Here is a 13,704-nt window from a genome sequence, read left to right on the forward strand (position 1 = left end):
CCTAATCCTATTGTATAACTATATAAACCTTATCTATGTTTGAAAGGTCTGTATATGAAAGTAAAAACATATGAATATACCGCAATAGGCTAGTGTAAAACAAACCTATTATTCTTGTATATAATAAATAGCTATCAATTTATAATAATAATGAATATAGAGGCAGTTGATGTGGTGACATAGCTCTCAACATGGGTCATGATGGCTTATGTCAGTAAAACGTGAATGGCTTATAAGATGGTAGCCACTCATAAAAGACAAATTTCTTATGAAGGATAAGCGGTTTATAAAGCACAGAAAATTACAGCTTTCTAGAAAATAGATTTCAAACGGGTAAATTTTCAGCACAAAAAAACAGCTACCTTCTAGAAGGTAGCTGTTCGTGATTTATAGACTTACTTAATGTTCATGAATCCAATAAATAACGCTTACTTAGCAACATCATAGCGATCTGCATTCATCACTTTGTTCCAAGCGCTCACAAAGTCACGAACAAACTTCTCTACATTATCGTCTTGTGCATATAGTTCAGCATAAGCACGTAAGATAGAGTTTGAGCCAAATACTAGATCGACACGGCGTGCTTGCCATTTAACCTTTCCAGTGCTGCGATCACGCACTTCATAGTCATCAACAGTATTACTTGCTTTGTCGTCCGATTTTACAGGATGCCAAGTATAGTTCATGTCTGTCAAGTTAACAAAGAAGTCATTGGTGAGGACACCAGCACGTTCCGTAAAGACACCATGTTGGCTATGACCATAGTTGGTATCGAGGACTCGCATACCGCCAATCAATACAACCATCTCAGGCGCTGTCAATCCCATCAACTGAGAACGATCAAGTAGCATCTCCTCAGGAGAAACGGCGTAATCTTCTTTGACCCAGTTACGATATCCATCATGTAATGGCTCTAAATCAGCAAAAGATTCAGCATCAGTCATTGATGCATCGGCATCACCGCGACCCGGTGTGAATGGAACGGTTATGTCTACACTTGCCTCTTTTGCTGCTTGCTCGATAGCCGCGTTACCAGCCAACACAATTAGATCGGCTAAACTGATGTCTTTGTCAGAGTCAGCTTGAATGCGTGTCAATGTCTCAAGTACACGTTCTAGCTGCTCTGGCTCATTACCCGCCCAGTCTTTTTGAGGGGCCAAACGGATACGTGCACCGTTGGCACCGCCACGATAGTCTGAGGCACGGAATGTACGTGCGCTATCCCATGCGGTAATGATAAGTTCACGGCGGCTCAACTCACTATCTAATACCTGCGATTTTAGCGTTGCAATATCATCAGCAGTTAACTCTGCATTGCCTGCTGGGATAGGATCTTGCCAGATAAAATCTTCGCTTGGTACATCGGCACCTAAATAGCGAGCTTTAGGTCCCAAATCACGGTGAGTCAGCTTGAACCATGCTTTGGCAAATACTTCATCAAAATACTCTGGGTTGTTGTGGAATTTCTCAGAGATCTCACGATAGATAGGATCTTTAATCAACGCCATATCGGCATCAGTCATGATTGGATTGCGGCGTACACTTGGATCATGAGCATCTAATGGACGATCTTCTTCTTTTATATCGGTTGGTTCCCACTGCCATGCACCTGCTGGACTTTTGGTCAATGCCCAGTTTTGGTTTAATAATAGCTCAAAGTAGCCGTGATCCCACTGAGTAGGATTGGTCGTCCAGGCGCCCTCAATACCACTTGAGACTGTGTTACCTGCATTGCCGTTACCTTTAGGATTGCGCCAGCCTAGACCTTGCTCTTTCACATCAGCGGCTTCTGGCTCATCCTCTAGGGTTGTTGCATCACCATTACCATGACATTTACCCACGGTGTGACCACCAGCTGTTAATGCCACAGTTTCTTCATCATTCATTGACATACGAGCAAAGGTAGTACGCATATCTTGAGCTGTTTTTAGTGGGTCAGGGTTGCCGTCCACACCTTCAGGGTTAACATAGATCAAGCCCATTTGTACTGCTGCTAGTGGGTTTTCGAGCGAGGTACGGTCTTCATCATTGTCGTAACGGTTCTCTGTATCTGCTAACCATTCACGCTCAGAACCCCAATAGATGTCTTTTTCTGGATGCCAAGTATCAGCGCGACCACCAGCAAAACCTATGGTTTTGAAACCCATAGACTCATAAGCCATGTTACCTGCCAAAATCATCAAGTCAGCCCAAGATAGTTTGTTGCCGTATTTTTTCTTAATAGGCCATAATAAACGGCGCGCTTTGTCTAGGTTGACGTTATCTGGCCAGCTGTTCAATGGCGCAAAACGCTGGTTACCCGTGTTAGAGCCACCGCGACCATCAGCACCGCGATACGTACCGGCTGAGTGCCATGCCATGCGAATCATCAAACCGCCATAGTGTCCCCAGTCTGCTGGCCACCATTCTTGTGACTCAGTCATTAGGTTCTTTAAGTCTGTTTTTACCGCTTCTAGATCAAGTTGCTTAAACGCTTCGTTATAGTCAAAATCCGCTCCCATAGGATCGGTCTTTTTGTCTTGCTGATGCAATATGTCTAAATTCAAGCTGTTTGGCCACCAATCGGTTGCAGCAGAAGAAGTAGTGGTATGAGCTTGGTGTATGACAGGACAGCCACCCATGCTAGGACGCTGCGGCGCATGTGATTTGTCAACGTTTTCACTATGAATCGTTGGACCCTTGTTATCTCCTTGATCATAAGTGGTATTGGTTGGTGCATTATTGCTATGATCCACAGGGCAACCAGCAGTATCCTGCGTAGCGTCTTTGTTGGTTGGGGTATTGGTCGAATCGGACATGGTAAAACTCCTGGGCTATGATAATAGAAAGAACAAACAGTTAATCGAAATAATCATTGTTTATACATAGAGCATAGCGAAGCACTGTGTATTTATAAAACTAATATATAAGAATTATAAGTTTTAAATTATTAATCGTAAAAAGCTTGATGTTTTGTTTATCTAAATCGTCATTAACGCCTGTACTCGTTATCGCTAGTTGAGAATAAACCAATAGATTACGCTCAATCAATCAGATCTATTTCAATTTTATAGCTACCTTTATATTACCTATATATCATGACGTTGTCAGGTATGGCTTAAGAGAGAATGTAGCAAGAAAAATAAGGGTTAATTTAACCTTAGAGAAATATTGTTATAATCTGCGTGACTACTACGAAACATAAGTTATCGTACAAGCAGTATAGTCAGTGAGTTAGTGCAAAAACATCTAGTCAAGGTGAAGGTTCTCAAGTACCATAACTGGATTTTGTTGTCATATCTATATTGGTACAACTTTATATTGGTACAACGTCGAGCAGTTTTTATCGATTCTTTTTTATCGCTACTTTATTGAGTAACTGATTTTGAAGAGTGATAAGAATGGTGTGCAGTTGTGTTCCTTGTCTCAATTGTTGGTGAGTTATTATGTCTGCTGTGAAATCTGTACCACCCAATCAACCAATTGCCAAAAAATCATGGGGCGAGGCGACAAAAGCCTATCTAGACCCTCGTGTGATTATCATGTTGTTTTTGGGTTTTTCAGCGGGTATCCCTATTCTGCTTATTTTCTCAAGCTTATCATTATGGCTCAGAGAGGCAGGAATTGATCGTAGCGTCGTTACCATGTTTAGTTGGGCGGCATTAGGATATTCATTTAAGTTTATTTGGGCGCCATTAATCGATGCGCTACCTGTACCGTTTTTGACAAAATGGCTCGGTCGCCGCCGCAGTTGGATGGTGGTATCACAGCTGCTCATTGTGCTGGCCATCGTTCTAATGGCAAGGGTAAACCCTGTCAGTGAAGATGTTTTGGTCTATATGGCAGGTGCTGCGGTGTTGCTTGGCTTCTCTTCTGCGACGCAAGATATTGTGATTGACGCCTACCGTATCGAGCTTGCACCGCCGTCTATGCAGTCTATTTTGTCTTCTATTTATGTGTCAGGTTACCGTATTGGTATGATCGTTGCTGGGGCAGGCGCGTTGTATTTGGCGGACTATTTTGGCTCAAATGAGACTTTTTATAGTTACGAAGCATGGCGCAATACCTATTATATTATGGCAGGGGTCATGACTTTAGGGGTCTTGACGACGTTTGCCAGTTATGAGCCGACGGCTGACGTTTTACAAAACAACAAGCAAAAAGGCAATTTAAAAGTATTTCTTATTTATTCTGCATTACTGCTGATACCAGGGCTGCTATTCGGTTTTGTTTACCTAATTAATATCTTAATCAATACAGTATTTGATAGCACAGTGGCATTGATACCGCTAATGATAATGCCGGCTATCAAGTTTTACTTTTTGGCTTTGGTTGCTTGTGCCCCATTATTACTACTGTACTTCATCGTCAACCAACCCAAAATCATCAACAAAGCCCCACTGGTCGCTGAGACTCGTGAGGATTACGTCAGACTGGTGGCGTTGTTTGTGTTTTCAGTGATTGCCTTTATCGCTGCTTACATAGTGATGGGACAAGTCCTACCAGAATTTGAAGGCGCGTTTTCTAGTTTCTTTGTAGAAACTTTTCATCTAATGTTAAGTTTAGGCGCGGCGATGGTAGCAGGCTACGCATTGGTACAAGTAGGATTAGTCAAAAAAGAAGTGGCGATGGCAACATGGATTGAGCCTGTTTTAGACTTCTTCCGTCGTTATGGCAAAAAAGCCCTGTTGCTGCTGGCGTTGATTGGTCTGTATCGTATATCTGATATCGTAGCCGGCGTTATCTCAAACGTCTTTTATCAAGACATGGGCTTTAGTAAGACGGACATTGCGAATGCTGTGAAGCTTGTCGGTGTGATTATGGCGATTGGAGGTGGGTTTTTGGGCGGAATTTTAGCTCAGCGCTTCCGTATTATGCACGCTATGATGATTGGTGCTATTTTAGCCTGTGCGACCAATTTGTTATTTGTACTATTGACGTATAATCCAGGCAGCTTACCATTCATGTATTTGGCGGTCATTTTTGATAACTTAGCCGCAGGATTGGCAAGCGCTGTATTTATTGCCTTCTTGTCGGCACTGACCTCTATTCGCTTTACCGCTGTACAGTATGCTATTTTTTCTTCACTGATGACGCTCATACCTAAGGTCATGGGTGGGTACTCAGGTGCTATCGTCGACAATATGGGCTACCCGTTCTTCTTTATCTTTACCTTTGCAATTGGTATTCCTATCTTGGCACTGATTTATTTTGTTGATAAGCATATTGTTATTGGTGATAACGATGACATTTATGGCGACGACGATGGCAGCGGCGATAAATTAGCTAAGGCAAATCCAAACCTGGCTGATACCAAAGAGCCACCGCGCGCGTCAGAGTAGTTTAGTCCCTTTACTGATCTTTCTATTATTTTTAAGAGTGACTTATGTCAGCATCAACCATCCGTCAAATTAAGCAACAAATTGGAAAACTGACGAATGACAATACGAGTAACCAGCTGCCGTCGTTTTGGCTAATGGACTGGTTGCTACATGTCATTGATCGGCCAGCACTGTTTTTGATGACGGATGAAGATTACCAGCTGAGTGCCAGCGAGCTTGCACAGTTCACTGATGGTGTGAATAAGATGCAGCAAGGCATACCGCTTGCGTACTTGACTGGGCAGCAAGAATTTTGGTCACTTAATTTTAATGTCAATGAGCATACTCTGATTCCTAGACCGGATACCGAGGTATTGGTCGAGCAGGTACTACAGTGGATCAATGCTCAGCCGACATGTATTAATAATAAGCGTTTGCTAGATTTGGGGACGGGTTCAGGTTGTATCGCTATCAGTCTTGCTCATGAACTTAAGCACGCTAACTGGCAAGTTGTTGCGGTCGATTTATCGCTCGACGCGCTGAAGGTTGCTCAGCATAATGCTGTGAGCAATGACGTTGCTGATATTGAGTTCGTCCAAAGCAGTTGGTATCAGGCACTCGCTACTGGTTCTGAACATCAGTTTGATGTGATTGTCTCTAATCCACCATATATCGATGAGACAGATGAGCATTTGGCTGCGTTAAAGGCAGAGCCGATAAGCGCACTGAGTGCACCCAATCATGGCTTGGCGGATATTGAGCATATTATCCAGCAGGCACCGACATACCTATGCATAGATGGGTTATTGGCTATCGAACATGGCTATGATCAAGGCGCTGCTGTTCGACAGTTATTTTTGGATAATGATTTTGAGTCGGTGCATACGGTACAAGATTATGGTGGTAATGACCGTGTCACGTTAGGGCAAGTTCAATAGACAAGTTTTTTGGTAGTAGATTTCTTTGATTATAGGTTGTAGATAAATATGGTAGAAGAGGTGGTACCGCTATCCGATGATGAGCTGCTCCGTTATGCTCGACACGTTTTATTAGACGGTTGGGATATGGATGCTCAGCTGCGATTAAAATCAGCACGCGTGGTTATGATAGGGGCAGGCGGTCTTGGATGCCCAGCGTCTGAGACACTAGTACGTGCAGGGGTAGGCTATGTTCATCTGATTGATGATGATGAGATTGAGGCGAGTAACCTACAACGACAAACGTTGTTTTTGCCAGAAGATATTGGCAAATCTAAAGCACTGAGTGCAGCTGCCATGTTAGCGCGCATTAATCCTCTGATACAAGCTCACGGGACAGTCGCACGTCTAGATGAAAACAATGCTTATGAGCTGCTAGGGATGGCAACAAACAAGCCTGATTTACTCTTAGACTGTACGGATAATTTTACCACGCGTGATAGTATCAACCGTATCAGCGTGCGCTATAAAATCCCGCTGTTATCAGCTTCAGCAATTGCAATGCAAGGACAGTTGGCGTTGTTTGAGCCTCAGCTTGATACAGGCTGCTACCACTGCGTGTTTGGCTCAGTTGTGCGCGATGATGCCGCTGATGAACGTACCTGTGCCAATTCGGGTGTGCTCGCCAGTACTACAGCCGTCATGGGTAATCTGCAAGCCAATGCCGCCTTACAGTATTTGGGATTAACCAAAAATCCACTGACAAATAAGCTGCTCATATGGGATGGTAGTCAAATGCAGCAGCGGCTGATGGGTTATAGAAAAGACCCCCAATGCCCTGTCTGTAGCAGTGTTAATTAATATGCTAGTGCTGTAACCCTTTATAAATACTTTTAGTACATTATCTATTTTCAAACATCCTTCTTATTACCATAGTTGTTTCTTATGAAAATTCATCGTCCGCATTTATTAAAACATACCTTTAATGTCGTCAACCGTGTTCGCCAGACAGCGAGTGTGGCAGGTCTGTCTGCGCTGAGAGTAGCAAAAGGGGAGAAACCTGACGCGATGCTCCTCAAAGAGACCTTTGAGCAACTCGGCACTACTTATATTAAGATTGGTCAGTTTATTGCCAGTACACCGTCGCTGTTTCCACGAGAGTATGTCAAGGCATTCCAAAGCTGCCTGGATCAGACCACGCCATTATCTTATGCTTATATTGAGCAAGTGTTAAAAGAAGAGCTAGCGACTGAGGGCTTGACCCTTGATGACACGTTTGTGCATATTGACTCAGAACCGCTCGCATCAGCTTCTATTGCCCAAGTGCATGCAGCACGGTTGCATAACGGTGATGAAGTGGTGCTAAAAGTGCAAAAACCTGGCGTCGAGACCATTATGCAGACCGATTTGGGTGTCTTGCATGGCGTGACTAAACTGCTCGAAATTGTAATGCCATCGATGAAATTTGCTAGCATCGCACCGATCATCGATGAGATTCGTCTGCGTATGCTTGCCGAGACTGACTTTATTGCTGAAGCACAAAATATCCGCGATTTTCAGCAGTTCCTAACGGTGTCAGGTAATACGCGCGTAGTGGCGCCGCAAGTATACGAAGCGTTGACGACTAAGCGTGTACTCACAATGAGCCGACTATATGGCGTCTCGATGGTCGATGAGTCACTCATGCGTCAGTACTGTAGCGATCCTGCGCAAGTGATGGCAGATACTCTAAATACATGGTTTGCTAGTCTCATGCTGTGCAACAGTTTCCATGCTGACTTACATGCTGGTAATTTGATGCTGTTGACCGACGGCCGTATTGGCTTTTTAGACTTTGGTATCGTTGGTAAACTAAAAGCTGAGAGCTGGCGCGCGTGCATGGGTATGATGCAAGCGATGCAAGACAATGACTATCAAGCGATGGCCCGTCATATGATTGATATGGAAATGACGCATGGCGATAACAAAGTCGATGTGGCTGCATTGGGCAATGACTTACAACGCATGATGACAACCATCATGGCAGAAGATAAAGCATTTACCAGTGGCGTGCCTTTCAACAGCAAAGAACAAGCAGACGAGCTGAATCAAATGATGCTTGAGATCGTCGAAGTGGGTAAGCGTCATGGTATCCATTTCCCACGTGATTTTGCGCTGTTGACCAAGCAGATGCTATATTTTGATCGGTTTATGCGTACGTTAGCCCCTGATATGGATATGTTCAGTGATCAACGTGTACAGATGCTAGGACAAGATGAGACAGAAATGCCAACGCTAAACGTCTCGTAAATGTTGATTCGATTAGTGGGCTATGGTGACGCTGTTCTATGCACTAGGGCAGTTTTTTGGCTTATTGGTCACAGCCTTGCTGGCAGGGCAGGATGATAATGCTAATACTCCATCGTCCTGCACTAACAGTGGCTTAGATCCTCTAAACCACGCTCCGACTAAACACTTCTCGTAACTCAAAGCTGGTATGTACTTGGGCAACGCCTTCGATACGATTGAGTCGATGTAACAAAAACTCCTCGTAATGTGCCATGTCGCGTACCCTCACTTTGATTAGATAGTCCTCTGTGCGTCCTGTGACAATACTACAGCTAATAACTTCCTCAAAACTCTGAACCTTGCGCTCAAACTGCTCGAAACGCTCGGCTGTATGACGATCCATACTAATAGCGATAAACACGGCAAGTGGGTAACCGAGTTTTTGTGCATCGGTCTTGGTTTGATATCCTGTGATAACATTTGCATCTTCTAAGCGTTTGATTCGCCGCGCGCAGGGCGTGGCAGACAGATTAACGCGCTCAGCAAGTTCAGTTACACTCATGCGGGCTTGTGTTTGTAATAAGCGCAGTAGTTGCCTATCGATCTCATCTATATCTGCTATTACTGTATTCTCGATCTGATGGTCTGGCATTTTTATTGTCTCAATAGTGAATTAACTCGATTATAGAGCCTAATATAGTATTATCCACTAAAATAACAATAAATAGAGTGAAAAAAAGCAGGTTTCTGAGCATCAAACTTTGCTATTATTGTGATATAAACACTAGCTATCTTGTATGATAAATATTGATCTAACCAGCAGCTAATCGCCCACTAAATATACAAATAACGATACCGTCTAAGGATTGATTATGTCTGACCAAGCCACTCGCACTGCAGTCTCAGGGACTGCAAAGATCACACCAAAAAGTGCCGCTTTTGACTTTCGTAAATACCGTCCATTTGCATTTGCACCCTCGTTGCCAGATCGGACGTGGCCGAGCAAAACAATCGAAAAGTCACCGATATGGGCAAGCGTAGATCTGCGTGATGGTAACCAAGCATTGATTGACCCGATGACTATTGAACAAAAAATGCGTTTTTTTAAGACGCTAGTCGATGTTGGTTTTAAAGAAATTGAGATTGGTTTTCCATCAGCGGCACAGGTTGAGTTTGACTTTGCTCGTAAGCTCATTGAAGAAAACCATGTACCTGATGATGTGACACTGCAAGTATTGGTACAAGCGCGAGAGCATTTGATTGCCCGTACCTTTGAATCATTGAAAGGCGCAAAACGCGCAGTCGTTCATGTTTATAATTCAACCAGTCGTGTACAACGCGAAAAAGTATATGGCAAAGACAAAGCTGAAATCAAAGAGATTGCTATTACCGGTGCCAAGCTACTACAAGAATATGCGGCAAAGTATCCTGAGACGGATTGGGTATTTCAATACTCTCCTGAGAGTTTTAGCCAGACAGAGACTGAGTATGCTGTAGAAGTCTGCGACGCAGTTTGTGATGTGTGGCAGCCGAAGAACGGTCAAGAAGTTATTTTTAACCTACCAGCGACTGTTGAGGCATCTATGCCCAATGTCTTTGCTGACCAAGTCGAGTACTTCTGTCGTCATCTTGCCCAGCGTGAGCATGTCATTATTAGTTTGCATACGCACAACGATCGCGGATGTGCAGTGGCAGCAGCTGAATTGGGTGTACTTGCAGGCGCTGATCGTATCGAGGGTACTCTGCTTGGCAATGGCGAGCGTACCGGTAATATGGACATCATGGTCATGGCTATGAACTTGTTTAGCCAAGGTATCGATCCTGATCTTGACTTTAGCAACATGAGTGAAATCGTACAAGTCGTGAGCGAGTGCAATAATTTACCGTTGCATCCACGTCATCCTTATGTAGGCGAGTTGGTCTTTACGGCATTTAGTGGCTCACACCAAGATGCCATCAAAAAGTCTCTCGATTATAATGAAAATCATCAAAACGAGACGGATAACGTTTGGGATGTGGCTTACTTGCCAATCGATCCTGCACATATTGGTCGTAGCTACCAAGATGTGGTGCGTATCAATAGTCAGTCAGGAAAAGGTGGCGTTGCTTATATTCTACAGCGCAATTATGGCTTTAACTTACCGCGCTGGATGCAGATTGACTTTAGTCGCGTGGTACAAAAGCAGGCTGAAGCGGTTGCCCGCGAATTGCAAAACGATGAAATCCTACAGACCTTTGAAGATACTTACTTACAGCAAGGTAAGTTCGAGCTATTAGACTATAGTGTCAATAACAAAGGCGGCGAAGTGTATTTTAGTGGTCAGGTACAGATGAATAGTGACACTATTGATATTGATGGTACTGGTAACGGCCCATTATCATCGTTTATTGATGGTCTTGCACAGCATACGGGTAAGTCTTTGCATATCATTAACTATGCTGAGCATGCGATTAACCCGCACCATAACAGCGGCAATGGCATCGATGACGACACCAACAGTGACAACAAGACTAATGCCAATGCTGCCGCCTATATTCAGCTAAATGTAGATGGTGAAGTATACTCTGGTATCGGTACATGCAGTAGTACAGTATCAGCGATGCTCAAAGGGGCACTGTCAGCTTTTGCTCAAGCATTGAGTCCAGAGGTAGCCTAATACTAAAAAGTGTACTAAACAGCAATCTTTGAGTAGTCCGGTGACCTGCGCTGATCTCAACTTCATAAATATATAGCGCCATAGCTCCTTGTGTCTAACAAGCAAAGTTATGGCGTTATTTTTTGGTAAAAAGAAGACTGAGCGTTGGTCAATGTTCTATCTTCTTATGGATATAGCCTACGGTCATGCTGATATTTTTGAATACTTTATATATGTGATGCTGCGACCAATAGCATAATGTTACTTGTATTTTTGGTGCCTACGACTTACGCTAATGTATATATAAAAACATTATAAATAAAAGGTTAACCATGGAACCTACCACATTTGCTTCGTTCACATTGGCATCTATTCTAGCTTCATTACCTGCAAACGGTGAAGCGGTTACTGAGCCGACAATCACTACTCATATCAGCCCCGCTATTGCAGGACAATGGGAGATTGATTTGGATAGTCCTATCACTATGACTAAAGAGGCGAGGGCTAAGCAAGCGGCTGTGAGTGAGCAAAAACCCAGCAGCGTAGAGCCTAAAGTAATGGCTGGGATAGATGGCGGTATACTGACCCAAAACGAAGAGCGAGTTCTAAAGATTCCGCCAACTACCAGTAATAACCTCATTAGTTCAGCAAATAAGTCTGCGCAGTGCCGCGAGTTGTACAATTTCGGTGCTGATAACGAGATGCGAGCGTCGAGTGGCAAGGAGTGGACCTATGGTCGTTACTTGATCACTCATCGCGAAGAGGGGCTGCCTATTATCGCGATCAAGACCGTCTATGATAATAACGAGGTAGACTGCTCGGGCAATCAGATAGACCAGACTGATGAAGCGTTGATTGCCTTTATCAATCATGATGGCAATCAGATGCAGTGGTGCGCTGACCCTGATGGAAAAGAATGCTTTATGAATTTCAATAGAGTTTTGCCATAGTAGGTGGTATTAATAGTAAGTTATCTATCACATAGAATTCTAATCGTCCTGTTCTAAAACGACAGAAAAAAGCCGCTATCGATATAGCGGCTTTTTTCATATTAAGTTTCTAATAAGTCTGGTTTACAGATTACTAATAAGCGGATTAAAGTCTTTAACTATCTAGCCTCTAGCTATCAAAGCTCTAACTATTGTAATTTATGATTCTTTTTTGGTTTTGTCCGCATTCAACATCTCTCTTTCAAGATAGTGAATGTTTTGTGCTTCTTGAACAAACTGATCATCCGCCAAAATCACATCACGATGAAGTGGGATATTGGTCTTGATACCTTCGATGATTAATTCATCAAGGGCATGTACTGTCTTAGCGATAGCTTGCTGACGCGTTTGACCGTGACAGATAAGCTTACCGATCAACGAATCATAATAAGTCGGTATTTCATAACCAGGATATAAATGCGAGTCAAAACGAATACCAGAACCACTTGGTGTGAACAATTGGCTAATAGTACCAGGGCACGGCACAAAGGTCGCTGGATCTTCAGCATTAATACGGCACTCGATCGCATGACCTTGGATTTCAATCTCACTTTGGCGATAAGATAGACCATAACCAGCGGCGATTTTGAGCTGCTCAACAACAACATCGATACCAGTAATCATCTCAGTTACGGGATGTTCAACCTGCACTCGAGTGTTCATCTCAATAAAGAAAAACTCGTTGTTTTCAAATAAAAACTCAAACGTACCTGCACCGCGATACTTCACAAGCTCACAGGCTTTCACACAAGCTTTTAGAATTGGTTCGCGTACATCATCTGGGATATCTGGTGCAGGCGCTTCTTCTAGTACTTTTTGGTGACGACGCTGTAATGAGCAGTCACGGTCATACAGATGGATGGCATTACCATTCCCATCACCAAGTACCTGTACTTCTACGTGGCGCGGGTTTTGTAGATAGCGCTCCATATAGACTGTATCATCACCGAACCATAGCTCAGCTTCTTGTTTGGCAGCTTGTACTTGACCAACCAATTCATCAAAGCGCTCAACCACACGCATACCGCGTCCACCGCCACCAGAGGCGGCTTTGATCAGTAATGGAAAACCGATATTACGTGCTTGCTCTTCAGCGTTGTGGAGTGTCACAGCGCCAACAGAGCCTGGCACAGTCGGCACGCCTGCTTTTTTCATCGCGTTGATAGCAGAGACTTTATTGCCCATCAAGCGGATGTGATCAGCATTTGGACCAACGAAAGTCAATCCTGCTTCTTCTACTCGTTCAGCAAATTCGGCATTTTCAGACAAAAAACCATAGCCTGGGTGGATAGCATCTGCGCCAGTGATTTCAGCAGCGGTTAAAATGGTATTGATATCCAGATAGCTTTGGTTGGCATTAGGTTTGCCAATACAAATTGCCTCATCAACAAAGCGCAGGTGCATCAAATTGGCGTCAGCGGTAGAGTAGACACCTACTGTTTCAATACCTAGCGCTTTACAAGCTCGAACGATGCGCAGGGCAATCTCACCTCTATTGGCAATGAGCAATTTTTTTATCATGGGTTCATCCTTGTCGAAGCGTCAGTCATTGACCAAGTTTAATATAGCATCGTATTATTCAATATTGATACGA

9 protein-coding genes are annotated in these 13,704 nt (G+C 43.6%); 6 read left to right on the top strand and 3 right to left on the bottom strand.

Annotation, left to right across the window (positions count from 1 at the left end):
• Positions 1–428: 428 nt before the first annotated feature.
• Positions 429–2,621, bottom strand: coding sequence for a catalase/peroxidase HPI (katG, locus tag AC5JPT_RS01605; protein ID WP_493858408.1), 2,193 nt, complete (start codon positions 2,619–2,621; stop codon positions 429–431).
• Between the two features lie 804 nt (positions 2,622–3,425).
• Between katG and AC5JPT_RS01610 the strand changes: the two genes are divergently transcribed.
• The 4 genes from AC5JPT_RS01610 to AC5JPT_RS01625 all read left to right on the top strand — a co-directional run bounded on the left by AC5JPT_RS01610 (position 3,426) and on the right by AC5JPT_RS01625 (position 8,506).
• Positions 3,426–5,321: an AmpG family muropeptide MFS transporter gene (locus tag AC5JPT_RS01610; RefSeq protein ID WP_493856834.1), complete on the top strand. Its 1,896-nt coding sequence runs from the start codon at positions 3,426–3,428 to the stop codon at positions 5,319–5,321.
• 44 nt (positions 5,322–5,365) lie between these two features.
• Complete coding sequence (prmC, locus tag AC5JPT_RS01615; protein WP_493856835.1) at positions 5,366–6,238, top strand: peptide chain release factor N(5)-glutamine methyltransferase; 873 nt, start codon at positions 5,366–5,368, stop codon at positions 6,236–6,238.
• Between the two features lie 48 nt (positions 6,239–6,286).
• On the top strand, positions 6,287–7,078 hold the full coding sequence (locus AC5JPT_RS01620; protein WP_493856836.1) for a HesA/MoeB/ThiF family protein: 792 nt from the start codon (positions 6,287–6,289) through the stop codon (positions 7,076–7,078).
• A gap of 84 nt (positions 7,079–7,162) precedes the next feature.
• Positions 7,163–8,506: an ABC1 kinase family protein gene (locus tag AC5JPT_RS01625; protein ID WP_493856837.1), complete on the top strand. Its 1,344-nt coding sequence runs from the start codon at positions 7,163–7,165 to the stop codon at positions 8,504–8,506.
• Between the two features lie 142 nt (positions 8,507–8,648).
• On the opposite strand, the gene AC5JPT_RS01630 is transcribed toward AC5JPT_RS01625, so the two are convergent.
• Complete coding sequence (locus AC5JPT_RS01630; RefSeq protein ID WP_319050345.1) at positions 8,649–9,137, bottom strand: Lrp/AsnC family transcriptional regulator; 489 nt, start codon at positions 9,135–9,137, stop codon at positions 8,649–8,651.
• Positions 9,138–9,357: 220 nt separating this feature from the next.
• Between AC5JPT_RS01630 and leuA the strand changes: the two genes are divergently transcribed.
• Both leuA and AC5JPT_RS01640 read left to right on the top strand, forming a co-directional pair.
• Positions 9,358–11,142, top strand: a complete 1,785-nt coding sequence (leuA, locus tag AC5JPT_RS01635) for a 2-isopropylmalate synthase (RefSeq protein ID WP_493856838.1) — start codon at positions 9,358–9,360, stop codon at positions 11,140–11,142.
• A 311-nt stretch (positions 11,143–11,453) separates the two neighbouring features.
• Complete coding sequence (locus AC5JPT_RS01640) at positions 11,454–12,071, top strand: hypothetical protein (protein WP_493856839.1); 618 nt, start codon at positions 11,454–11,456, stop codon at positions 12,069–12,071.
• 198 nt (positions 12,072–12,269) lie between these two features.
• Here AC5JPT_RS01640 and accC read toward each other — a convergent pair whose 3' ends face one another.
• Complete coding sequence (gene accC, locus AC5JPT_RS01645; protein WP_493856840.1) at positions 12,270–13,631, bottom strand: acetyl-CoA carboxylase biotin carboxylase subunit; 1,362 nt, start codon at positions 13,629–13,631, stop codon at positions 12,270–12,272.
• Positions 13,632–13,704: the final 73 nt, after the last annotated feature.

This window comes from Psychrobacter sp. H26, from assembly GCF_059073035.1.